Source organism: Marinomonas polaris DSM 16579, assembly GCF_900129155.1.
Taxonomy (GTDB): domain Bacteria; phylum Pseudomonadota; class Gammaproteobacteria; order Pseudomonadales; family Marinomonadaceae; genus Marinomonas; species Marinomonas polaris.
Genome location: NZ_FQVF01000015.1, coordinates 71,050 through 93,748, shown reverse-complemented (window position 1 = coordinate 93,748; position 22,699 = coordinate 71,050). Strand labels below are relative to the sequence as shown.

Annotated in this window: 23 protein-coding genes; 17 read left to right on the top strand and 6 right to left on the bottom strand. The window is 43.3% G+C overall.

The features are described 5' to 3' along the window. Positions 1-9: 9 nt before the first annotated feature. Both BUA59_RS16005 and BUA59_RS16000 read right to left on the bottom strand, forming a co-directional pair. Entirely contained in the window at positions 10-1,008 is a 999-nt protein-coding gene (locus BUA59_RS16005) for a TRAP transporter substrate-binding protein (RefSeq protein WP_072840684.1), read from the bottom strand. Positions 1,009-1,175: 167 nt separating this feature from the next. After that, entirely contained in the window at positions 1,176-2,192 is a 1,017-nt protein-coding gene (locus BUA59_RS16000) for a LacI family DNA-binding transcriptional regulator (RefSeq protein ID WP_084122481.1), read from the bottom strand. 191 nt (positions 2,193-2,383) lie between these two features. Between BUA59_RS16000 and BUA59_RS15995 the strand changes: the two genes are divergently transcribed. From BUA59_RS15995 to BUA59_RS15985, 3 genes are all read left to right on the top strand, one after another. Beyond that, a complete protein-coding gene (locus BUA59_RS15995; protein WP_072840683.1) occupies positions 2,384-3,457 on the top strand; it encodes a zinc-binding metallopeptidase family protein in 1,074 nt (357 codons plus the stop codon). 161 nt (positions 3,458-3,618) lie between these two features. Continuing rightward, a complete protein-coding gene (locus tag BUA59_RS15990; protein WP_072840682.1) occupies positions 3,619-3,966 on the top strand; it encodes a DUF6172 family protein in 348 nt (115 codons plus the stop codon). A gap of 286 nt (positions 3,967-4,252) precedes the next feature. Then, entirely contained in the window at positions 4,253-5,095 is an 843-nt protein-coding gene (locus BUA59_RS15985; RefSeq protein WP_072840681.1) for a DUF2076 domain-containing protein, read from the top strand. 69 nt (positions 5,096-5,164) lie between these two features. Here the strand turns inward: BUA59_RS15985 and BUA59_RS15980 are convergent, their stop codons facing one another. Together BUA59_RS15980 and BUA59_RS15975 are read right to left on the bottom strand one after the other, a co-directional pair. Beyond that, a complete protein-coding gene (locus tag BUA59_RS15980; RefSeq protein WP_245813165.1) occupies positions 5,165-6,520 on the bottom strand; it encodes a multicopper oxidase family protein in 1,356 nt (451 codons plus the stop codon). Positions 6,521-6,549: 29 nt separating this feature from the next. After that, positions 6,550-7,419 carry a LysR family transcriptional regulator gene (locus BUA59_RS15975; RefSeq protein WP_072840680.1) on the bottom strand — a complete coding sequence of 290 codons (870 nt, stop codon included), beginning with the start codon at positions 7,417-7,419 and terminating at the stop codon, positions 6,550-6,552. A 110-nt stretch (positions 7,420-7,529) separates the two neighbouring features. Here BUA59_RS15975 and BUA59_RS15970 point away from each other — a divergent pair, with 110 nt between their 5' ends. Next, the gene (locus tag BUA59_RS15970) at positions 7,530-8,435 is read left to right on the top strand and encodes a DMT family transporter (RefSeq protein ID WP_072840679.1); all 906 of its coding nucleotides are present in this window, start codon (positions 7,530-7,532) and stop codon (positions 8,433-8,435) included. A gap of 43 nt (positions 8,436-8,478) precedes the next feature. Here the strand turns inward: BUA59_RS15970 and BUA59_RS15965 are convergent, their stop codons facing one another. Continuing rightward, a complete protein-coding gene (locus BUA59_RS15965) occupies positions 8,479-10,314 on the bottom strand; it encodes an ABC transporter ATP-binding protein (RefSeq protein ID WP_072840678.1) in 1,836 nt (611 codons plus the stop codon). 193 nt (positions 10,315-10,507) lie between these two features. Here BUA59_RS15965 and BUA59_RS15960 point away from each other — a divergent pair, with 193 nt between their 5' ends. The 6 genes from BUA59_RS15960 (at position 10,508) to BUA59_RS15935 (ending at position 15,779) form a co-directional block, all read left to right on the top strand. Continuing rightward, a complete protein-coding gene (locus tag BUA59_RS15960; protein WP_072840677.1) occupies positions 10,508-11,743 on the top strand; it encodes a cystathionine gamma-synthase family protein in 1,236 nt (411 codons plus the stop codon). Positions 11,744-11,900: 157 nt separating this feature from the next. After that, positions 11,901-12,707, top strand: coding sequence for a transporter substrate-binding domain-containing protein (locus BUA59_RS15955; protein ID WP_072840676.1), 807 nt, complete (start codon positions 11,901-11,903; stop codon positions 12,705-12,707). Positions 12,708-12,797: 90 nt separating this feature from the next. Next, positions 12,798-13,745 (top strand): amino acid ABC transporter permease, encoded by a 948-nt coding sequence (locus tag BUA59_RS15950; RefSeq protein ID WP_072840675.1) that lies wholly within the window; start codon positions 12,798-12,800, stop codon positions 13,743-13,745. Position 13,746: 1 nt separating this feature from the next. Then, positions 13,747-14,484: an amino acid ABC transporter ATP-binding protein gene (locus BUA59_RS15945; RefSeq protein WP_072840674.1), complete on the top strand. Its 738-nt coding sequence runs from the start codon at positions 13,747-13,749 to the stop codon at positions 14,482-14,484. A 63-nt stretch (positions 14,485-14,547) separates the two neighbouring features. Continuing rightward, on the top strand, positions 14,548-15,441 hold the full coding sequence (locus BUA59_RS15940; protein WP_072840673.1) for a LysR substrate-binding domain-containing protein: 894 nt from the start codon (positions 14,548-14,550) through the stop codon (positions 15,439-15,441). Between the two features lie 62 nt (positions 15,442-15,503). Further along, positions 15,504-15,779, top strand: coding sequence for a TIGR03643 family protein (locus BUA59_RS15935; protein WP_269777515.1), 276 nt, complete (start codon positions 15,504-15,506; stop codon positions 15,777-15,779). A 49-nt stretch (positions 15,780-15,828) separates the two neighbouring features. Here the strand turns inward: BUA59_RS15935 and BUA59_RS24330 are convergent, their stop codons facing one another. Next, positions 15,829-16,248, bottom strand: a complete 420-nt coding sequence (locus tag BUA59_RS24330) for a YebG family protein (RefSeq protein WP_072840671.1) — start codon at positions 16,246-16,248, stop codon at positions 15,829-15,831. Between the two features lie 127 nt (positions 16,249-16,375). On the opposite strand from BUA59_RS24330, the gene BUA59_RS15925 reads away from it, so the two are divergent. The 7 genes from BUA59_RS15925 to BUA59_RS15895 all read left to right on the top strand — a co-directional run bounded on the left by BUA59_RS15925 (position 16,376) and on the right by BUA59_RS15895 (position 22,698). After that, on the top strand, positions 16,376-17,248 hold the full coding sequence (locus BUA59_RS15925) for a mechanosensitive ion channel family protein (RefSeq protein ID WP_072840670.1): 873 nt from the start codon (positions 16,376-16,378) through the stop codon (positions 17,246-17,248). After that, positions 17,248-17,835 carry a DUF1439 domain-containing protein gene (locus tag BUA59_RS15920; RefSeq protein WP_072840669.1) on the top strand — a complete coding sequence of 196 codons (588 nt, stop codon included), beginning with the start codon at positions 17,248-17,250 and terminating at the stop codon, positions 17,833-17,835. The genes BUA59_RS15925 and BUA59_RS15920 overlap by 1 nt, the downstream gene beginning before the upstream one ends. A gap of 112 nt (positions 17,836-17,947) precedes the next feature. Beyond that, the gene (locus BUA59_RS15915; RefSeq protein ID WP_072840668.1) at positions 17,948-18,427 is read left to right on the top strand and encodes an FKBP-type peptidyl-prolyl cis-trans isomerase; all 480 of its coding nucleotides are present in this window, start codon (positions 17,948-17,950) and stop codon (positions 18,425-18,427) included. A gap of 248 nt (positions 18,428-18,675) precedes the next feature. Next, the gene (locus BUA59_RS15910; protein WP_072840667.1) at positions 18,676-19,032 is read left to right on the top strand and encodes a hypothetical protein; all 357 of its coding nucleotides are present in this window, start codon (positions 18,676-18,678) and stop codon (positions 19,030-19,032) included. Between the two features lie 15 nt (positions 19,033-19,047). After that, on the top strand, positions 19,048-20,439 hold the full coding sequence (locus tag BUA59_RS15905; RefSeq protein WP_072840666.1) for a class II fumarate hydratase: 1,392 nt from the start codon (positions 19,048-19,050) through the stop codon (positions 20,437-20,439). 337 nt (positions 20,440-20,776) lie between these two features. Continuing rightward, positions 20,777-21,265 carry a MarR family winged helix-turn-helix transcriptional regulator gene (locus BUA59_RS15900; protein WP_072840665.1) on the top strand — a complete coding sequence of 163 codons (489 nt, stop codon included), beginning with the start codon at positions 20,777-20,779 and terminating at the stop codon, positions 21,263-21,265. Continuing rightward, entirely contained in the window at positions 21,259-22,698 is a 1,440-nt protein-coding gene (locus BUA59_RS15895; RefSeq protein WP_072840664.1) for an efflux transporter outer membrane subunit, read from the top strand. Before BUA59_RS15900 ends, BUA59_RS15895 begins: the two co-directional genes overlap by 7 nt. Position 22,699: the final 1 nt, after the last annotated feature.

Below are 22,699 nucleotides of genomic sequence, written 5' to 3'. Positions count from 1 at the left end.
CAGAGAGCGTTATTTAGTCTGACGGATGGTTTCAAGAACCTCTGTCATGCCATTTTTCGCCGCCCACTGATCTTGGATAGAGCGTGCTTTTTCAATGAAAGGAGTGCGGTCTAACGTATTAACGATGGCACCATCATCAATGGCTTTTTGCTTGTAAGTAGACTCTTCACTATATAACGCTTGGCGTTCCGCTTTAGTCGCCTCTTTTACTGCTTGGTTGAAGGCCGTACGCTGTTCATCATTGAAGCTTTCCCATACTGAATTACGCACTAGCAATAGACGAGTGGTATAGTCATGACCGGTTTCAGAAATGTACTTACCGTTGGATGTTTTGTGGTGTTCCATTGGAATGAAGTAGGGATAAGCATTTTCGGCAGCATCAACCACATTGCTTGATAGCGCTTGGTAAAGTTCAGCCCAAGCAACTGAGGTTGGTACAGCGCCGATTTCTTTCCAGTATTGAGACACTACGCCGGACGTTTGAGTACGGATTTTCATGCCTTTTACGTCTGCAAAGGAATTAACCGGTTGCTTGCCATACCAGTGACGAACACCGGCGGTCCAATAAGCGGCGACACGGTACTTTTCACCAGACTTGGTATAGATGATGTCGGCAATATCCTTACCTACTTTGCCATCAACCACTTTTTCCCAATGGCTGTAATCGTTAAACAAGTACAACAAAGAGAACAGGTCCACTTCTTCAATACCTGATGATGTCATAAAGCCAGGTGAAACCAGAACCATGTCCGCGCCGCCAAGTACCAGTTTTTCAACCAATTCATTTTCATTGGTACCAATGGTTCCTGCGTGTACTTCTACATTGAAAAGACCTGATTTATCGGCGACTTCTTTCAGTTTCAGCATGCCAGTTTGGTATGGACTAGAGAGGTTGGTTTGATTGTGGGCAGCAACGATTTTAATCGTGTCAGATTTGGCTGAGTCATCACTGCATCCAGCGAGAGAAATGGCAGCAGCAGCGGTTAGCAGAGTAAATAGTTTTTTCATGGTAACTCCATTATGGATCGATTTTTATGATTATGATGATCACACTTTAGGCAAAAGACGATATCATGGAATCGATTCCATGAATAGAGTTTGTCAATCGCTTTTAAAAAATTATATGGTTGTTTTTTAGTCAAATTGTTTTTATCTAAATACTTTTTGTAAAGGCACTAGGTGGAATGACGAATAACGAGTTCGGCTTTTAGTTTTATGTGTTGTGCGGGGTTGTTGTTACCTTGGACTCTAGCAAGCAAACGCTCACAAGCGGTTTGGCCTATGAGTTGGGTTGGTTGGCGCATAACGGTAATGCCGCCTTCGAACAGTTGCGCCCATTCAGGATCGTCGATGCTGATTAAGCCTATTTGTGTACCGATGCGCATGTCTAGTTGTTTTAAGGCTTTCGCGGTACTCATCATGGCGACACCATTTGTGGTAAAGATGGCTTTTTTACGGTGTGGGTTTGCATCTATGAAAGCTCGAATTGCTTTGGAAAGCTGGCTGACTGTCATGTTTTCGATTTCAATGATGTCACAAGACATATTTTCATGTTCTTGGGTAAAGGTTTTTATTGCATCAACTCTAGCTTGGCGAGGGTCAATTTCAAGAGATTTGGTAATGACGAGAATGGCTTCATAAGCCTTGGTTTGCAAATGTTGGCAAGCTTCTTTTGCGGCGGCTTCATTATCCAAGCCAACGGTATCGAAGCCAAGTGAGGTATTGATTCTGTCCACCAGAACAATAGGGCAAGATATTTGTGCCAAACTGCTAATTTGTTTCTGCGCCATGCCCGATGTGTTCACTATTATTCCATCGACTCGGTGCGCTTCTAGCAATGCTAAATAGCGATCTTGCAGCTCTTTTTCATTGTCTGTGTTACAGACCATCAACATGTAACCTTCGCGACGACAAATATGCTCCACACCTTGTAAAACGTCTATGGAATATGGATTGGTGACATCGGCGAGCATGAGTCCAATCAGTTTTGAGTGGCCTGCTCGCAGCATGCGAGCCGAATGGTTAGGACGAAAATCCAGATGAGCAATGGCTTGCGCGATTTTTTCTCGCAGCTCTTCTGATAATTTGTCTTGTTCCCCATTAAGGTAACGTGAAACACTGGTCTTACCCACTTTAGCGTATTTCGCAACGTCTGAAATAGTGGTGAAGTTTTTGTTGTTTTTCTTCAGCAATGTGTTGTCTCAATGGTTAGATTGGCGGAAATTACATCCCATATGAGCAAGTATACAGGTAGGCGTTTTTCCGTACTGTAAACTATGATCCTAGCAAGGCGCAATTGTGCTGAGCTGATTCGATGCTCGATTTTTCTCTCTTTTTCATTTTTTACATTTACAGGCTTATCTCTTTTGATAGCAGGAGTTTTATGAAAATTTTCAGCTGCCAGCAATGTGGACAGACGGTGTTATTTGAGAACACTCACTGCGAGCAATGTTCTTCATCATTGGGCTTTTTGCCAGATCAATTGGTAATTAGTGCGTTAAAGTCGATTGATAATGCTTGGTACGCCATGGCCGATAAGTCCATCCCAGCAAAGCGCTGGTACTACTGTGAAAACCATCAACATCAAGTGTGTAACTGGATGGTGGAAGAGGGCGGCAGCACTTTTTGTATGGCGTGTGAATTGAATCGTCATATCCCGAATTTAGAAAAAATAGAAGAGCGTCAAGCATGGCAACAACTGGAGTTTGCTAAGCATCGCTTGGTGTATTCTTTGTTGCGTCTTGGTTTGCCTTTGATAAGTAAAAAAACAGAACCTGAAGACGGTTTGTCTTTTGATTTTATTTCCGAAAATAACGTGGTGCCAGAAGATGTGAGCGCCATGACAGGCCATGCTTCTGGACAGGTGACTATTAACGCTGCTGAGGGCAATTCGGTTGATCGTGAGCAAATGCGCGAGGACATGAAAGAGTCTTATCGAACCGTCATTGGACATTTTCGCCATGAAATTGGCCATTATTATTGGGATCAGCTGGTTTTTGATGATGAACAGGTTTTAGCAGATTTTAGAGCGCTTTTTGGTGATGATCGTGCCAGTTACGCCGATGCGTTAGAGGCTCATTACAAAACGCCAAACCCAGATTGGCAGCAGTCTTTCGTAAGCGTATATGCATCTTCACATGCTTGGGAAGACTGGGCAGAAACATGGGCGCATTACCTGCATATTGTCGATACCTTGGAAATGGCCAGCGATCTTGGTTTGAGTCTTCAACCTGTTGGTTCGAATCGACAAAACCTTGCAGTGATGGTGAATATCGATCCTTATCGACACGATAATTTCGACGAGATTCTCGCGCAATATGTGCCGTTGACTTTTGCAGTAAACAACCTGAATCGTGGTATGGGGCAACCGGATTTATATCCTTTTGTCTTGGTTCCCGCAGTGCGGAATAAGCTGGCTTTTATTCATCGTTTATTGATGGCTTACCAAGCCGAATAGCTGGTAATTAAAGCCAAATCGTCTGATATGCGGCTGTTGGATTACCAGTGGCTGCGTATTTTAACGACTTATTCATGGCGACAAATAAGGCGATCCGTTATCATGCTCGGCAATTGGAATGTGTTACGTCACTTCCAGTCATTCAATTCTCTAGGATCCCAATGAAAAAGACATTTAAGCTATCTCATCCAACAATCAAGTACCCACGCTTAGTTGAAGCGACGAAAAACGAAGTTAAAAAATACCTAAAAAGAGAGCGTAATAAAGCTTTGCCTGAATACGCTGACTTTTGGGGATTTGATTGTCGCTTTGGTCAAACAGAAGCGTTGGCTGAAGAGATTCATGTCGCTCAAATCAATGAAAAAATCAGCTTTGCCGAAAGCCAAGAGTGGACTGAGTTCTATCTTGAAATTCTAGCTGCGCCAGCACAGCGTACAAAACGTGACGCTGCTGATGAGCAAGAAGAAGATGAAGATCTAGAAAACGCAGAGAGCGACGACGAGCTATAAGCTCGCGACTAGATTGCGGACACTAAAAACACGCCAGATCAAGACACTTTGATCTGGCGTTTTTGTTTTAAATTCACTTCTTTGTTTATCCTTCTATCAATTGTTCAACTAAGTAAAAATATTAACCTTTCTCAAAGCCTTGTTTCCTTTTTCCTGACTCTTTAATCACTTGTTCGCGTGTCGAGCGGCCTTATCATTAAGGGATCGCAGGCCCTTTTTTTCATTTGCCTGCTAACTTTTTTAGAGATCTTTGTGCAAAGGTAATGTTTAGGTTGGAGACAAAGCGATGAGTAACGACGCAAATGGTTTAATTGATAGTTTGTTCGAGCGGATCAAAACAGCAGAGAACAATACAGGTGAACGTGATAAAGAGGCGGAAAGCCAGATTAATAAACATTTGGTGGCAAATCCTGCCGCGCCTTATTACATGGCGCAAACTATTATCATGCAAGAAGCTGCATTAAAGCAGTTAAATGCTCGTGTTGAAGAGCTAGAGCGTAAAGCGTCGACAAAGCCTAGTTCTGGTGGTTTCCTGTCGGGGTTATTTGGTGGGGAGCAAGGTTCTTCAAAACACTCTTCTCAGTACTCTTCCCAAGGCACTGCACAGCAACGTTCTGGTTGGGGCGGAGGAAATGGCTCACAACAAGGCTTTGGGCAATCAAATAGCCAGCAATCAAATTCTCAGCAGTCAAACAATCAAGCCTATAGTCAGCCGCAAGGCGCGGGACGTGGCAGTAGCTTTTTAGGTGGCGCGCTGCAAACGGCCGCTGGTGTAGCTGGTGGTATGGTCGTTGGGAATATGTTGATGAACATGTTTAGTCATCATTCTGAAGCAGAAATGGCCAATGTTATTAATGAAACGCCTGCGGCCTCTGATCTTGGACAAGAGCCAGACCTTGGATCTGCATCAGGTTCTGGTCAGGAGAGTTTTGCTGATAGCGGTGGTGGTTTTGGTCAGGCAGGCTTTGATCAATCAGGTGATAGTTTAGATCCTAACCGAGGCTTTGGTCAGGCGGGTTTTGACCAAGCCAATATGGATCAAAGTGACATTGATTCTGGCGGTGTTGATCAGGGTGGATTCGACGATATGGGCGGCTTTGATGATTTTGGTAGTGATGACTTTATTTAGTCATAAGCTCTGATAAGTAAAGAGACCAGATTAATTTCGAATCTGGTCTCTTAGTGAGGGTCTTATGCTTTATGTCACTTCAACAAAACTCATAAAGCCTGTTTTTAGGTGTTCGATAATATGGCAGTGATACATCCAGCGCCCTGGGTTATCGGCAACTAATGCAGCAAGCACAGTTTCGTTTTGACCAAGCAAAACCGTATCCGTATGAAATGGTGTGATGGCCTTTTTGTTCGAACTTAACACGGTAAACGTATGACCATGTATGTGAATCGGATGGTGATACTGGGTTAAATTAGATAGCTCGAATATATAAGTTTTACCACGTTCTAGTGTGGCAAGAGGATCAGGAATGTGACCTTTTGACATGCCTTCCCAAGAGCGACGATTCATTGTCCAAAAGTTGTAGCTGACTTCGCCATCTTTCTCAATCGGCGTTATGTTCGCGTTCCACTCAAAAGCAAATTTAATAGTTTCCGCGTTATCTAAATCTGGAGCGGGAATTGGGTTGAGTGGCAGCTTAGGTAAGCTGCGGTCTTTAAACTGGCTAGCCACGGCTTTGATGGTCACCATAGGTTTACCCTTGTGCTTAAAGGTGACAGTTTCTCCGACTTTGCTAGGCGCGATCACACCAAGATCAAGGCGCATTCCTGGCCCTACTGCGTGCTCAGTTAAGGCAATTGGCTGGGCAATCGGATTACCATCAATGGCGAGGATCTGAGCCTGAGGATCGGTTGAGTTCACTTGATAAAGTAGGGTGTTATCCACATTCAAGAAGCGCACGCGAATAGCTCCGCTAGCAGGGACTTCATAGGTTGGGTGAATCTGGCCGTTGATTGTCATTACTCGACCGGGTGTTCCCATGCGAAAAGCATTTTGTGGCGTCGTCAACGCGGTAAAAGAACCATCGTCTTTGATGTGCCAGTTTTTCATGCAAAGCACCAGATCTTCATCAAAGTCTGGCTTCTCCGCTTCATCAACGATCAGTGCACCAACCAAGCCTTTGCCAAGCTGTTCTACGCTGTTCATGTGTGGATGATACCAAAAAGAACCGGCATCTGGTGGCGTAAACTCATAGTCAAATGTTTCGCCGGGCATAATTGGTGGTTGGCTTAAAAACGGCACGCCATCCATTGCAATCGGGATTCTCATACCATGCCAATGAATCGTGGTGGGTTCGTTTAACTTGTTGATCACACGAATACGAACAGGCTGATGTTGCTTGGCGCGAATCACAGGCGCAGGATAACCGCCATTAAAGCAAAGCGCTGGCGTGCTTCCACCTGAAACAATGTTTACATCGGCTGGCGCGACGATCAATTCATAGTCGAAACCAGCAGACGGTGTAGCAGCAAGAATGACTCTAGGTAGCGTACTTGTCATGGCCACTAAGAGGCTGGATTTTATAAAATTACGTCTGTTCAAAACGGTTTTTCCTATGAATTGTTTGATGATTATTCGCAATGGTTATTTTGCTGAATCATCTGAGTGAAAGCGTCTAAAGCCGGAAAATGGCCACCATCATTGCGCCAAATAAAGCGGTTTTCAATAGTTTCTAATTCTGCAAACTCATATCCAACTAATCCCATGCCCGATTGATATTGTTCGTAAATGCCTTTTGGAACGAGCGATATGCCGCTTCCAGCACTGACGCAGCCAATAATGGTGCCGTAACTGGCGATACTGGTGATGGGCGTTTTTACCTTGTTTTTCCTTAGCCAAGTTGCTAGTGCAGCTCGATATGGGCAGGCTTCCGGCCACATAAAAATGGCTTTTCCTTCTATATCATTCGCGGATTTGATAGGGGCAGCAGAGGCGGAGGAAATAAGCACCAGATCTTCATTGAAGAAAGTGGTGCTGTCTAAAAAAGGTCGGTCAATATCAACGGCGACAATGGCGCCATCTAATCTGTGATGCTGTATGTCGTCTACAAGTTGTGACCAAGTCCCCGTTTTAAATTGCAGCTCAACGTTTGGGTATTGCGCGTGAAACTTTGTCAGCATCGGTGGTAAACGACTGGTTGCCGAGGATTCAATAGCACCAATGCGCAGTGGACCAGATGGTTCAGACGTTGGATCAACGGCTCGTTTGGCTTCTTCTGTTAATGCTAAAATTTTCTCGGCATAAGTTAGAAACACTTCTCCAGCTGGTGTAATGCGCAGTCCGCGTCCTTCTCGGTAAAACAGCGACACTTTTAACTCAGCTTCAAGTGCCTTAATTCTCGCTGTCACATTAGAGGGAACACAGTGCAATGCTGTGGATGCTTGTACCACGCTACCAAGATTAGCGACCGTTTTGAACATTCGGATTTGAGCTAGTTCCATCATTCATTCCAAGTGAATACTGGATGCAGTATTCGTTAATTGTTGTATTGCGCCTTTCTCTTAATACTAACTCCTTCTTAGACGGCGAGTGAATTTAAAAAGGGTTATATATGCAAAAGGTGAATAGAAAGACGGAGGCCAAGCTGGTTATTGCTACGATGTTTGTTGTGGTGTGTTGGGCGTATTCGCCAATCGGTATTCATCTTGGTCTTGCATCATATTCGCCCGGTCAGTTAGCCCTATTACGCTTTATTATTGCCTCGATTTTTATGGGAATAGTGGCGATTTATCAGGGTGTGCAAGTGCCCAAAGTGAAGGATATTCCCTTGTTGTTTGTGCTTGGCTTTTTTGCTGTGGCCTTGCATCACATTGCGTTAAATTTTGGTCAGCGAGGGGTGAGTGCGGGTGCTGCGAGTGTGTTAGCGCAATCAACGCCGATTTTTACCGTGATTATTTCGCGCTGTGTTTTAAAGGAGCGAATTAATTTATGGCGTTGGTGCTGTGTATTCTGCGGCATGATAGGCGCACTGATCGTAGTGATCGGTGATAAAGGCATCGGCAATATCAGCCTTAATGGTTTATTGATTCTTGTGGCGGCTTGCTCTTGGAGTGTGTATTTCATTCTGCAAAAACGTTATTCGCAGAGTTACAGTACCTTAACCATGGTGTGTTATACGGTATGGACTGGCACAGTGGTTTTGTTGGTATTTTCTCCCGGCTTATTGGATTCGATGCAGGCTTCCAATTTTCAGGTGAATTTTGCTGTGGTGATTTTAGGCATCTTCCCGAGCGCATTGGCGTACGTGGCCTGGGCTTATGTTTTGTCGCACACGGAAGTCAGCAAAATATCCATTGTGCTGTATTTGATTCCGCCTACTTCTATGGTAATAGCGTCGTTTGTTTTGGGTGAGTTGCCTTCTGTTTTGGTTGTGCTAGGTGGAGGTATTGTGATTTTGAGCGTATTGGCAATGAGCTTAGAAAGGGTGTTTCGCCATAATGTCTTTGTTAAAAGATAGTATGGCAAAACACGCTAGTGGCTATTTATAATCCTGCGCCGAGCTATTTATAGCCCTGCGCTTGCAAGGTAAATAAATGTGCGTATTGGCCTTGTTGAGCCAGTAGCGATTCGTGAGTGCCGCGTTCTTTGATTTGTCCATGTTCCATGACGATGATCTCGTGTGCGAGACGCACAGTGGAAAATCGGTGAGAAATCAGAATTGCCATTTTGTCTTTGGTGTGTTCTTGGAAATGCTGGAAAATATTGGCTTCTGCCTGAGCATCCATCGCAGCTGTCGGTTCATCTAATACCAAAATATCCGCGTCTTCGCGCATAAAGGCGCGCGCCAAGGCGATTTTTTGCCATTGCCCACCAGACAATTCTTGTCCACCGCGGAACCAGCGGCCCAGTTGGGTTTGGTAGCCGTTTTCAAGTTGATCAATAAAGTCGGTGGCCTTGCCAAGTTCGGCGGCTTTTTTCCATCCGGTTTGATCATTGAATCTGTCATTATCACCAGCGCCGATGTTTTCGCCAACAATAAATTGATAACGCACAAAGTCTTGGAATATAACGCCAACACGCTTTAGCAGCGCGCTTTCTTCCCACTCCAGCAAGTCCAAGCCGTCTAGCAAGATTCGTCCTTGAGTTGGGTTATAAAGACGAGTCAGCAGTTTGATGAGAGTGGTTTTGCCTGAGCCGTTTTCACCGACAATCGCGAGGCTATGGCCTGGGCGAATGTGTAGATTGATGTTGGCAAGGGCAGGTCGTTCACTACCTGGATATTGGAAAGAGACGTTCTCAAATCGAATGCCATCGTTTGGAGTTGGTCCTACTAACAAACCGGATGTTGAAAGCGGCGTTTCTTGCTCTAGATATTCGTAGAGGTTGGATAGATACAAATTGTCTTCGTACATGCCGCTGATGGCAGTGAGCGAGGCAGACACTGAGCTTTGACCTTGCTTGAATAAGAGCAAATACATGGTCATTTGACCCAAGGTAATCGCGCCAATAATGGTGTCGCTGACGATCCAGCCATAGGCGCCATAAAACACCAAGGTGCTGATGACGCCAAGGGCGAAGCCCCAGCTTTCGCGACGTAAAATCAGTCGTTTACTTTCTTTAAATAGCTTGATGAATATTTCTGTGTAGCGCTGTAAAAAGCGGTCACCCAATTGATACAGGCGAACTTCTTTAATGTTGTCTTCCCGAGCCAACAAGGTTTCCAAATAGTTTTGCTGACGCACTTCTGGCGAGCGCCAACGAAACATCAAAAAAGCATCGCCCGAAAACTTGGCCTCAGCGATAAAAGAAGGCAAAGCGCCACAAATCAATAACGCCAATGCCCACGGAGAAAAGTGCCACAGCAAGACCGCAAAGCTGGATAATGAGATAGCATTTTGCAGTAGGGCAAAGGTTTTATTAACCAGAGCAAGCGGGCGGCTGGATGCCTCGCGACGGGCGCGAACTAGTTTGTCGTAAAATTCAGAATCTTCAAAATGAGACAGGGTTAAGCTTTGGGCTTTTTCTAAGATCAATAAGTTAACTTTTTGACCTAACAAGCCTTGTAAAATAGCCTGCTGCGCGGTCAAGGCGCGTTGCGCGGCGGCAATCACCAACACCAAGATTCCCTCTAACACCACATAGTTGAGTGCAGTTTGATAATGCAGAACTTGATCCTGCTTGTAACTTTCCATTGCAGCCAGTACGGCATCGACGATTAACTGCCCAACATACGCCATCGCCGCAGGTAGCACGCCAGCAACTAGCGTTGCTAGTGCCAAGCCAATGGTTAACGCAGGTGAAGTTTTCCAAACCAAGTCAATAGCGCGACGGCTATAACGAAAGACACCAAACATATTTTTATCGACAGTATTATTAGGCGAAGCAGCAGGTTTCATTAAAGGTCCTAGAAGTCAGGAAATGAACACGGAGGAATAGACAGTATAAGTCATTAGGTCGTAATTTTATCCATTAAAAAAAACGCCCCTTAGTGCTTGATAAGATGATTTCTCGCGTTTTACTCGTTTGGCTATAGTGAAAGCTAATGGAATTTATACTGGCTGTTTAGCCATAGAATGTGAGAGATCTGTAATGAGTGAGAAATTGGCTAGGTTGGCGCTTGATCAAGCAGGAAGTGGAACACGGTCTGTATGGAGCGGCGAGCAGATGAAGCATCCTTATCGTGCGACGCAAACTCCTATTATCGCGAGTGCCGCTTATGGCTACCAAGATATCGACGAATGGTACGACGTTGCTTTGGGGGCCGCCCCCGGTTTTATTTATAGCCGTATGAGCAATCCTACCGTAGAAACCTTAGAAGCCAAGATTTGTGGCTTAGAAAACGCTGAGTCGGCGGTTGCCTTTAGTACGGGCATGGCGGCGATCAGTAGTGTGCTTTATACCTTTTTATCAAATGGCTGCCGTGTTGTGTCGACGAAAGACAGTTATGGCGGCACCAATAAAGTTTTTGAAGAATTTTTACCGCGCATGGGGGTGAGCGTTACGCTTTGCGAAACTCACAGTCACGAGCAAATCGAAGAGGAAATCGCCAAAGGTTGCGATGTTTTGTATTTGGAAACACCGACTAACCCGACATTGAAAATTGTCGATGTGAAACGTCTTGTGGCGGCGGCTAAAAAAGTCGGTGCCTTGGTGATTGCGGATAACACTTTTGCGACACCACTGAACCAAAGTCCTTTGGCGTTGGGCGTCGACATTGTTGTTCATAGTGCGACCAAGTTCTTGAGCGGTCACGCCGATGCTATGGGCGGTTTGGTATGTGGCTGTGAAGAGTTAATGGCAAAGGTTCGTCATTATCGAGAAATTAATGGCGCGTCGTTGGATCCATTTTCGGCGTATTTGATTATTCGTGGTATGAAAACCTTGGCACTACGAATTCGTCAGCAACAAAGCAGCGCACTGGCGATTGCGGAATATTTATTGACTGAAACTTTGGTTGAAGCGGTAAATTATCCAGGTCTGCCAAGTCATCCGAATCATGCTATTGCCTGTGAGCAAATGCGAGGCTTTGGAGCAATTGTGAGTTTTGTTCTGGTTGGTGGTATGGATACGGTGAAGATCTTATTGCCGCAATTACAATACGCTCATTGTGCTGGTAACTTGGGCGCGGTAGAAACCATTTACGGGCCAGCCAGAACCACAAGCCATGTTGAAAATACTTTAGAAGAGCGTTTAGCGCTGGGCATTTCTGAAGGTTTAGTGCGGATATCTGTGGGGATCGAAGACACTGAAGATTTAATCGCTGATTTACAGCAGGCGTTTGAAAGAGTCAGGGCGCTTTCTCGCTCAGAAACTGACTTGGCTTAATTCTGAGCAAAATGAAAAATACAGTGGAATGCATTAGCGTTTCAATAGGGACTGTTTGTCGCAACTCCTGTATTATGCGCCGCTAGAAAATGGCGTTCGAGTAATGCATTTAAAACAGATTAGGGTTTGTTTTTTCAAAAATTGGGGACATAAAAGAATGAAAAAAATATTTATTAGTGCATTGGCTCTATGTAGCGCAACGTTGGCATCAGCTTCAGATAATGACCTGTGGGAAAAGTCTACGTTAAACCAAGTACTTAACCGTGGTGAGCTTCGCGTTTGTGCTGAAGCTGGTTATATGCCTTTTGATATGCGCGATAAAAAAGGTGACATTGTTGGTTTCGACGTAGATATTGCGAAAACTATGGCAAAAGCAATGGGCGTAAAATTAGATATTCGTAACACGGCATGGGATGGCATCATTCCAGCGTTGTTGACTGACAAGTGCGACATTATTATCTCTGGTATGACGATTACACCTGAGCGTAACTTGAAAGTGAACTTTACCGATCCCTACATTGTTGTAGGTCAGACGATTCTTTTAAGTCCTAAGCTAAAAGGTAAAGTTACCAACTACCGTGATTTAAACGATGCTAAATACACCATAGCGACTAAATTGGGTGCGACATCCGATTACGCCGTAAAAAGATACATGAGCAACGCTAAGTTGAATCTGTTTGAAACAGAATCAGAAGGTGTGCTTGAAGTGGTAAATGGCAATGCTGATGCTTTTGTTTATGACTTGCCTTATAACGCTATTTATTCTGCTCAGAATGAAGGCAAAGTACTGCATTTAGACGAGTCTTTCACCTATGAGCCACTTGGTTTTGCGATTCGTAAAGGTGACCCAGACTTCATGAATTTCTTGAATAATTACCTTGCGCAAATCAAAGGCGATGGTACCTATGACAAGATCTATCAAAAATGGTTTGCTAGTAGCTCTTGGATCAGCAACGTTCAGTAATATGGTTATCAACAAAAAGTGGCGCAGTGTAGCGCCACTTTTTGTTGACTCTTCTTTGAGTTAAAAAACACGACGGGGAACTTCTCATCGATGGAAAAACAACCTCATCTACTTTTGTGGAAAGCGGTCTTTGTTCTAATCATGATAGGACTTGGCTTTGGCATTTATGCTGGTAGCAAAAGTATTGACTACACTTGGCGCTGGGAACGTATTCCGCAGTACATCATTAACACCGAAGCCACGACGGTTCGATCTCCCTTTGATGGCACAGCCACAATAGAGAAAGGTAATAAGCTGGTGGTGACTTCCGATTATGGTGACGATCCGTTAGTAATTAAAAAGTTTGATAACTTGCTGGTTAATAATGGCGATTTAGTGTTTGAAGGTGATCCTCTTGTCGAAGTAGAAAACTGGAATATTGGCCCGCTGACTTGGGGGCTAGTGATGACATTACAATTGTCTGTGGTGTCGTTAGTTTTTGCTGTGGTTATCGGGTTGTTTGCTGGTTTGGCTCGTATATCGACTAATCCTGCATTGCGTTATTTATCTGTTACTTATATTGAACTTATTCGTGGTACGCCATTATTAGTACAGATTTTTATCTTCTACTTTTTTATTGGCACCGTGTTGGATCTAGATCGTTTTACTGCAGGTGTGGCAGCCTTGTCTGTGTTTACTGGCGCCTATATCGCAGAAATCGTGCGTTCTGGTATTCAGTCAATTAGCCCCGGTCAAATGGAAGCGGCACGCAGTTTAGGAATGAATTACGTTCAAGCCATGGTTAATGTGATTTTGCCACAGGCGTTTAAGCGTACTCTACCGCCAATGGCTGGACAGTTTATTAACCTGATTAAAGACTCGTCTTTGGTATCGGTAATTTCCATTACTGATTTAACCAAGGCTGGCCGAGAAGTGGTGAGTTCTACTTTTGCGCCATTTGAAGTATGGTTTGCCGTTGCGCTTATGTACTTAGTGTTAACTGGCGCCTTGTCTTGGGCCATTCAGCGTCTTGAAAAGAGGTTATCTGCCAGTGACTAATATGACCGATAAGAGCATCATTCAAGCTCGTAATATTGAAAAGATTTACCCGAATGGCTGTCATGCCTTAAAAAACGTTTCTCTCGATATTAATCGTGGTGAAGTCGTAGTGATTATTGGGCCAAGTGGCTCAGGTAAGTCGACGTTTTTACGTACTTTGAATCAGTTGGAAACCATTTCTGATGGCACGATTCACATTGATGAAGTTAGCCTGACAGACAGGAAAACCAACATCAATAAAGTGCGCGAAGAAGTGGGCATGGTGTTCCAGTCCTTTAATCTTTTTCCACACAAAACGGCGCTTGGTAACGTGGCTTTATCTCCGATTAAGGTGAAGAAAAAGCCTCGTGCTGTAGCGGAACAAGAAGGCCGTGAGCTACTCAAAAAAGTAGGTCTAGCTGAACGCATGAATAACTATCCATCGCATTTGTCTGGTGGTCAGCAGCAGCGTGTGGCAATAGCAAGAGCGTTGGCCATGCACCCTAAAATTATGTTGTTTGACGAGCCAACCAGTGCCCTTGATCCAGAAATGGTTGGGGAAGTGCTGGACGTTATGAAAAGCCTCGCCAGCGATGGCATGACCATGGTCGTGGTGACGCATGAAATGGGCTTTGCTCGTGAAGTAGCGGATCGCGTAGTGTTCATGGAAGAGGGCGAGTTAGTATTTGAAGAAAGCCCTGAGCGCTTCTTTAGTTCTGACAATCCGCGTCTACAGCGTTTCCTTGGTCAGGTTCTTTAGTTTTGATGACAAATCTTGGCCACAATTGTTGGTCAAGATTCTCTCCTTTATTGGGTATTCATCATGAATAAGAAATCCCTTCCTCCGTTAAATTGGCTGCATACTTTTGAAGTATCAGCTCGATGTCTTAATTTCACTCATGCAGCGGAAGAGTTGTGCTTAACTCAAGGTGCCGTTAGCCAGCAGATTCGTTTGCTGGAAAGCCATTTGGGCGTGTCGTTATTTAAACGTCTACCGCGTGGTTTGAGTTTAACGGAAGAAGGGCGTTCTTACTTTCCCGTGGTAAAAGACGCCATTTCTCGTTTAGCTGTTGGCACGAACGAGATCTTTACCCAACATGATAAACAAACCATCAAAATTTGCGGTAGCTTGTCGTTCTTTTCTCACTGGTTAGCGCCCAAACTGGCTGATTTTAGTGAAACTTATCCTCAGTATGATATTCGCTATGTGAGCAATATTTGGGTACAAGCATTAGACGATGAAGACGATATGGAAATTCGCTGGGGACATGGCGAATGGACAGGATTGATCTCGCAGCGACTGACTTGGGATCGCTTGGTGCCTGTTTGTTCACCTGAATTGATGGCGCGATCACCTTTGCTGGAGCCAGCGGATTTAGCGAATCATTCGCTTCTGCATGTTATCGGTTACGAAGAAGGGTGGGGCTATTGGCTGAATATAATGGGTGTGGATAGTGTTGATTCGTCAGTGGGCATGCAATTCGATACGCTTGTCTCGACATTGCGCATGGCAGAACTTGGGCAAGGTTTGGCCTTGGCGCGTTCTTCTATGGTTGAAGACATGTTGAATGAGGGAAAACTAGTCGCGCCGTTTGGACAAGGCATTGAAGCCAGTGAATCGTTTTATTTAGTGCGACGATCTGGTGCTGAATTACATGGTGCTGCGGCTGTGTTTTTCGATTGGTTGGTCCGGCAAGCTCATCTTGCCAAAAAATAGGTGATCTGTTGATTGAAGCCTTTCGTATAAGTCTCATCATGGTTATTACTTAAGGGCATATTTTGACTCCAGACAATATTTTAACTCCAGACAAGTCAAGAATTATCGAAATGGCTTGGGAAGACCGCACGCCATTTGAAGCTATTCAAACTCTTTATGGGCTTTCTGAGCCTGAAGTTATTTTGTTAATGCGCAGCAATCTAAAATCTAAGGCCTTTAAAAATTGGCGAGCTAGAGTATCTGGGCGTGCGAGTAAACATCTGGCGTTACGCAATCCTGATATTTCTCGTGGTTATTGTAAAACGCAGTATAAAATTCGCGCTAACAAAGGCCATTAGTTATTTGAACCATTATTAGCTTTGGAGTAGTAACGAAAGGGATGCGGCATTACGCAGCATCACTTTCACGAAAATCGACTATCTCGTCATCAAACACAACCGTGCTTTCGTCTTCCTCATAAACCACATCTTCATCGGGTTCTATCACTAGATCTTCCAGCGCTTTTTTAGGTGCCGCTTCTGCTAGATCAAGCTGTGCGTTGGATGCTTTATTCGTTTTTTTAGGTTTCTGAGGACTTTTCTTTTTGTTGCTAAAGACGTCCAAAATAGAGTCTTTGTTCTGTGCGAGATACATGGAAAGCGCTTCCTTTTGGCTATGGTCTCCAGCTAGTTCGCTTTGATCCAAAATCTCATATAGCGCTTCAGCAGTATCCAACAATTTGTCGTACGCATCGGCTTCCGCTTTTGAAGTAAACGTCATTTTTTCGATTCCATCGCGTTCTACAACATATTTGATAATTACAGGCATAATCCACCTCGTGAAAAATAATACTGTATAAATATACAGTTTTTTTTCATTGTTTGTCTAGCGCTTTTGTTTGTTGATCCTAGCAATGATTGTTAAAGTAGTAGGCTTAATAAAGGAAACACTTTTTATGCCTGTTGATTTTTCCCAATTAGACTTTTCCATTTTAATGGATCATGTTGAGATTGTTTTAACAGTCGCTTGGATTTTATTGTCTTACATTGTTCGACGTTACACTAAGCGCGCTATTCGACTTCATCAAAAGACAGAACACGATAAAAAACGTCAAAGAATTAATACGGTCGATAATATATTTAATTTGCTTTTGGTTGTCGGTCTGGTTCTCATTTGGTCATCAGAATTACAAAATATAGCGATCTCAATCGCCGCCTTCATGGTGGCATTGGTTATTGCAACGAAAGAGTTTATCGCTTGCATTGTTGGTGCGTTTTATCGTGCTAGCACACGTCCATATCAGGTTGGTGACTGGATACGTATCGCTAATTATGAAGGGGAAGTAACAGACAGCGACTGGCTATCGACAACCTTATTCGAAGTCGACTTAAAAGGCGGTAGCTACACTTACACAGGCCGTACGACTGTGGTTCCAAATAGCGTTTTGTTGTTGCATACAGTGCAAAATCTGAATTATATGCGCCGTTATGTTACTCATACTTTTTCTATCTCTCGTAGTGCTGATGACGTGAATTTGTTTACGATAAAAGAGCAAATCTTAGAAAAAATTCGCGAGTACAGTGAACATTTTCATGACGTTGCGATACGCTATAACAGCCTTATTGAGAAACGCTTGGACATCAAAATATCCGGCCCTGAGCCGCGAGTTCGTATCACCACGACAGTTGAAGGTTATAATGTTTTTAGTATTTCACTGTTTTGTCCAACTGATGAAGCGGTTGAAATAGAGCAAAAAGTTATCGAGGACTTTATGATATTCTGGTATGAAAAACGTGATATGAATACCAACACAATTGGGGAAGAATAATGCGATTTACTCGTACTTTTGTAACCCTTATTTTGATATCTACTTCTGTGCTTTTGGCTGGTTGCAATAGTTTTCGTGTGAGCGAAGATGACGTGAATAAAGAAGTTGCTAAGCAACTTGCGCAGCCACAAGAAAATCATATCAAGTTTACCTTAGACAGTAATACTCTCAATTTGGATCTTGTTGTGACATCTGCACATATCGACTTTACTGAACGTGATGGCGGTTTAGTGCTGGTTGATATGATTAGTAAAATGACCGGGACGTTAACCGCGTTTGGCCAGACATTTTCATTGTCAGCTCGGGTAAATCCTTCTTTTGAATCCGGTGTACGGATCGAAGAAGATCGCCTGTACTTGGTCGCGCCAAAAATTACCCAAATTGTGGTAGAAGGCTCAAGCTTTAACGACAAAATGCTGCGATCCACTTTAGGATCTTTGCATGATGATTTTGAAAAGGCACTGGTGCAGTATTTTGATGAACACCCTGTGTATGTGCTGAACCATTCTCCGTTTGAAAAAACCGCTGCGTCTTTGGTGAAGGACATCATCATTAAAGAAGATTCCTTAGAGCTTTCTATATTTTAGATAAGACGGGTCTAGGTAAGTTTCTGCGAAGTCACTATAATGCCCTAATACTATAGAACCAGATGGACTAAGCTCTGACGCTTAATCGTTGAATTAAAAATGAGGAAACAGCATGTCGATTGCAGACAATCAAGTCGTTCAATTTCACTACACTTTGCGTCATGGCGAAGAGTTGATCGAAACCTCTGCGGGTAAAGACGCCGCGGCTTATTTACATGGTCATGGCAATGTTATTCCAGGGCTTGAAAAAGCAATGGAAGGAAAAGAAGTTGGTGATGAGTTTGAAGTGACTGTTGCTTGCGCTGATGCTTACGGCGAGCGTCATGAAGATCGTCAGCAACAAGTGCCTGTAAAACATTTACAAGGCGCGAAACGCTGGAAAGCTGGCATGGTTGCTATGGTGCAAACCGATAAAGGCATGCGTCAGGTGACTGTTGTTAAAGTAGGTTTGAAACACGCCACTGTTGATTTGAATCACCCATTGTCCGGCAAAGATTTGACTTTCAACATTCAAATCGTTGACTCTCGTGAAGCAACGAACGATGAAATTGCTCATGGTCATGCGCACGGTGTAGGTGGTCATCACCACTAAGAGGAAAGCTCTTTGAGTTTGAATAGAGTAATCTCTAAAAGCCCCTGTTACGGATGACGTAGCAGGGGCTTTTGCATTTTGGTGCTTTAGGGTGCTAGCAATTGGCTGATTTTAATCAAGTAATCGCAGGAAATATTAAAAATTAATAAGAATCGTTATCAACTGCTTGACAGATCTGGCTTTCATGCACATTATTGATAATAGTTATCATTTATATTTTGTGTTTTGGAATTTTAGAGGGCGAAGCGATGAGTCATTATTTAGTGCCATTTTCAGTGCTCGAGCAGACCATTCAAGGAGGGCAGTGTGCAGACTCTCCAGAAGTGCTCTATCATTATTTGAACCTAACAGAAGAGTACGCTGAGCGATTGAATATTACCGATGCGACTTTACTGCATCAAAGAGTGTTCAATGTCTTGCTGGATACGGTTTGCGATACAAGTATCGCACCTCACTGGCGTCAGACTTGTTTAGATAAGGTGTATTTGCCCTTGTCACATCTCAAGCATTTAATTGTAACGTATCAAGATGCTAAGAATTACTTCAAGATGGAGCATAATTTACGGATTCTGAGCCATTATTTTATTTCTTCCTTCGAACAATAAGGACTTTATTTACTAATGAAAATGCGTATTGAAAAAGACAGTATGGGCGAATTAGAAGTTCCTGAAAAAGCACTTTATGGCGCCCAAACCCAGCGAGCTATTAATAACTTTCCGATTAGCGATGAGCCACTGCCTGAAGCCTTTATTCGCTCTCTTATCTTAATTAAAGCAGCGGCTGCACGAGCTAATGAATCTTTAGAATGCATTACACCGGAAATGTCTAAAGCGATTCAAAACGCCTGTGACGAACTATTAAATGCTGACGATCTGATGCAGCATTTCCCCGTCGATGTTTTCCAAACGGGCTCTGGTACCAGCTCGAATATGAACGCCAATGAAGTGATCGCCACATTAGCCAGTGCGTACTATTGTTCAGAGGTAAATGGTTCAGCGGTGAATCCAAATGATCATGTGAACTATGGTCAAAGCAGCAACGACGTGATTCCAAGTGCGATTCATGTCAGCGCGACGTTAGAGTTAACTGGTCATCTGCTTCCAGCATTAGTTCATCTAAAAGACACCATTCTTGAAAAAGGTACTGCGCTTGCGGGTTATACGAAAACTGGCCGAACGCATCTGATGGATGCTATGCCGGTTCGATTGGATCAAACTTTTCATGCTTGGGCTGCACAACTACAAGACAATATTGATAACCTAACTTATCTTGAAAGCAAAACCACTCAGCTTGCCCAAGGCGGAACGGCAGTTGGAACCGGTATTAATGCTCACCCCGAATTCGCTGAACTATTTGCCAAAGAGCTGTCTAATCTAACAAATGTCACTTTCAGCAAGGGTAATAATTTTTTCGCTTTGATTGGTTCCCAAGATACGGCTGTCGCCTTATCTGGTCAGTTAAAAGCAGTTGCAGTGACCTACATGAAAATTGCCAATGACCTTCGTTGGATGAACTCTGGCCCATTAGCGGGTTTAGGCGAAATTTCTCTACAAGCCTTGCAGCCTGGTTCGTCTATTATGCCGGGCAAAGTGAATCCAGTGATTCCAGAAGCAACGGCTATGGTGGCGGCACAAGTGATTGGTAACGACGCGGCAATCACTATCGGCGGACAGTCTGGTAATTTTGAATTGAACGTCATGTTACCAATGATTGCTAAGAACTTGCTAAACAGCATCAAGCTATTGGCAAACAGCGGCCAGCTTTTAGCAGATAATGCTATTGCGACGCTAACCGTGAATGAAGATAAATTGAATCAGGCATTGCATCGTAACCCTATTTTGGTAACCGCACTTAATCCGATTATCGGTTATGGCAAAGCCGCAGAGATTGCGAAAAAAGCCTACAAAGAAGGTCGTCCAGTGGTCGATGTGGCTGAAGAAGAAACCGACCTAAGTCGAGAGGAATTACTTGCCTTACTAGATCCAGCTAAGTTAACTCACGGCGGGATCTAGTACAGGATATATAAGGTTTCCTTATTTGGTTGTTCCCTTACCAAATAACGAAAACGAGCCAGCCTTCGTGCTGGCTTTTTTGTTACTTTGAAATCCTCATGTCAGCATTTCTTTCGCTTTGATCGACGCAAAGAATATTTTTCAAGTATCTATCGCTATCAATACATCAACTCTTCCTTACGTACTACTGAATGTGCACAAAATAATAAATCCTCATCTGTCTATAAAATAAGCGGACACTAAATATTGACTGACTGTTTTCATGGTGGAATAATTTAGTTGCATAGGCAAATACTGTTTAGGCAATTAAATTTATATCTCTTTGACTAGGTTAATCATGACACAACCCCCCCAAGACTCTCATGAGCTTTTATTTAGCAATATTGGTTTTTTGCTCGGCAAAACCAATCAGATAAAAGATCGTTTTCTTGATCAATATCTGGTCGAGGAAGAGATTACATCAGGCCAAGTTAAAGTGTTGTTTAGACTCTACTTATCGAATAATCAACGCTCTTCCGATATTAGCAAGGCCTTGGGTGTGGATGGCGGTGCAATGACTCGAATGTTGGACAGATTAGAGAAAAAACATTTTATTCAACGAATCGCTGATCCTGATGATCGTCGTTCTGTTCTGATTCAATTAACCGACACTGGACAAGTTGTGACATCTCGTGCGCTCCCTCTTGCTCAGGCCGCTATTAATAATTTAACTGAATGTTTAACGACGGAAGAAAAGCAAAACTTACTACATTGCTTAAGCAAAATTGTCAGCTCTTCTCTTTCAGAAGAGTGCCATCTGTCTAATAAGAAGGATGAAAAATGTTAAAGCTGGTGAAAATCACTCCCTTTATGTTGTTATACTTTCTCTATGGTTGTGCGCCACCGTCCAGTATTAAAACGCACAACACCATGGATGATGAGTCATTAATAAGCCACGCGAGTAACTTAGATACGAAGAACTTGTACTCGTCGAATTGGCCAAGTCAATCTTGGTGGTTATCTCTTGAAGACTCCCAACTGAACCAGCTGATAGCAAAGGCGCTAAAAAATAGTCCTGACATCCAAATGGCGAATGCAAATTTAGAAAAAGCATCGGCTTTTGTTATGTCTGCAGACAGCAAATTTGATCCTGTCGTATCTGCCGATGCGGGTGTTACACGCTCTCGTTTGTCTCGTGTGGAAGATTATAGTTACCAAGGTAATAAGTATGGAACCGTCTATAATCTTGGCTTAAATATGAACTACTCTTTTGATCTATGGGGTGGCAATAAGGCCGCATGGATTGCTAGCGTTAATGATCAAAAAGCCGCTGAGATAGATCATCAAGCGGCAAAAATAAATTTATCTTCAGCCATTATTCGTATCTACATACAGCTTGCTAATGCCTATTCTTTAGAAGATTTAGCAAAAGAAGATCTAGAGCGAACTCAGCGTATCGTTTCGATTACGCGGCAGTTATTATCAAATGGCCTAACATCAGACGATCACTTATACACAGCTCAGGGTAATGAAGCCTCAGCAAAACAAGTACTAAAAAACCGCACTCTGTCTATTCAGTTATTAAAAAATGCTTTGGCAACGTTAGTTGGAGCGGGTCCTGATCTCGCTAATACAATTAATCGACCTGATGCACACATGGGCACCAAACTTAATCTTCCGGAACAATTACCTGCTAATTTAATTGCCCATCGCCCAGACATTGTCGCAGCTAAATGGCGCGTTGAAGCGGCAAACAAAAATATTGAAGTTGCTAAAACACGTTTTTATCCAAATGTTAATTTAAGTGCATCGGCTGGCTTTAAAAAGATTGCTGGTGACTCTATGTTTGGCGAAGAAAGTCGTTCTTGGAGTGTTGGGCCCGCCATCTCTTTGCCTTTGTTTACGCAAGGACTTAAAGCTAACTTGATTGATCAGACAGCTTCTTATGATGCTGCGGTCGCTCAATACAATAAGACGATTGTTAAAGCCTTCGGAGATGTAACGGATAGCGTTTTATCTATTAAATCTATCAATGAGCAAATACAAGACGCAGAACAAAGCCTTCAGCTAGTAACTAAAAGCTATCACATTACAGAAAAACGTTATCAATCTGGAATGGGTAGTCAACTTGAAGTTTTACTCATTGAAAATCAATTACTACAAGCAGAGTCAGTAACAACTCAGTTAAAAAATCAACTTCAAGAACAACAGGTTGCGCTTATTGAAGCGTTAGGTGGTGGTTTTGAAGATGGCCAGTCGACATCTGTTTCTAAACAATAAT

Coding starts and splice junctions, on each gene's coding strand:
- BUA59_RS15910 (WP_072840667.1), top strand. CDS start 18,676: ATGAGTCATTATTTAGTGCCATTTTCAGTGCTCGAGCAGACCATTCAA.
- BUA59_RS15950 (WP_072840675.1), top strand. CDS start 12,798: ATGGAAAAACAACCTCATCTACTTTTGTGGAAAGCGGTCTTTGTTCTA.
- BUA59_RS15925 (WP_072840670.1), top strand. CDS start 16,376: ATGCCTGTTGATTTTTCCCAATTAGACTTTTCCATTTTAATGGATCAT.
- BUA59_RS15995 (WP_072840683.1), top strand. CDS start 2,384: ATGAAAATTTTCAGCTGCCAGCAATGTGGACAGACGGTGTTATTTGAG.
- BUA59_RS15945 (WP_072840674.1), top strand. CDS start 13,747: ATGACCGATAAGAGCATCATTCAAGCTCGTAATATTGAAAAGATTTAC.
- BUA59_RS15940 (WP_072840673.1), top strand. CDS start 14,548: ATGAATAAGAAATCCCTTCCTCCGTTAAATTGGCTGCATACTTTTGAA.
- BUA59_RS15915 (WP_072840668.1), top strand. CDS start 17,948: ATGTCGATTGCAGACAATCAAGTCGTTCAATTTCACTACACTTTGCGT.
- BUA59_RS15990 (WP_072840682.1), top strand. CDS start 3,619: ATGAAAAAGACATTTAAGCTATCTCATCCAACAATCAAGTACCCACGC.
- BUA59_RS15985 (WP_072840681.1), top strand. CDS start 4,253: ATGAGTAACGACGCAAATGGTTTAATTGATAGTTTGTTCGAGCGGATC.
- BUA59_RS15955 (WP_072840676.1), top strand. CDS start 11,901: ATGAAAAAAATATTTATTAGTGCATTGGCTCTATGTAGCGCAACGTTG.
- BUA59_RS15895 (WP_072840664.1), top strand. CDS start 21,259: ATGTTAAAGCTGGTGAAAATCACTCCCTTTATGTTGTTATACTTTCTC.
- BUA59_RS15970 (WP_072840679.1), top strand. CDS start 7,530: ATGCAAAAGGTGAATAGAAAGACGGAGGCCAAGCTGGTTATTGCTACG.
- BUA59_RS15965 (WP_072840678.1), bottom strand. CDS start 10,314: ATGAAACCTGCTGCTTCGCCTAATAATACTGTCGATAAAAATATGTTT.
- BUA59_RS15900 (WP_072840665.1), top strand. CDS start 20,777: ATGACACAACCCCCCCAAGACTCTCATGAGCTTTTATTTAGCAATATT.
- BUA59_RS15960 (WP_072840677.1), top strand. CDS start 10,508: ATGAGTGAGAAATTGGCTAGGTTGGCGCTTGATCAAGCAGGAAGTGGA.
- BUA59_RS16005 (WP_072840684.1), bottom strand. CDS start 1,008: ATGAAAAAACTATTTACTCTGCTAACCGCTGCTGCTGCCATTTCTCTC.
- BUA59_RS24330 (WP_072840671.1), bottom strand. CDS start 16,248: ATGCCTGTAATTATCAAATATGTTGTAGAACGCGATGGAATCGAAAAA.
- BUA59_RS15905 (WP_072840666.1), top strand. CDS start 19,048: ATGAAAATGCGTATTGAAAAAGACAGTATGGGCGAATTAGAAGTTCCT.
- BUA59_RS15920 (WP_072840669.1), top strand. CDS start 17,248: ATGCGATTTACTCGTACTTTTGTAACCCTTATTTTGATATCTACTTCT.
- BUA59_RS15975 (WP_072840680.1), bottom strand. CDS start 7,419: ATGGAACTAGCTCAAATCCGAATGTTCAAAACGGTCGCTAATCTTGGT.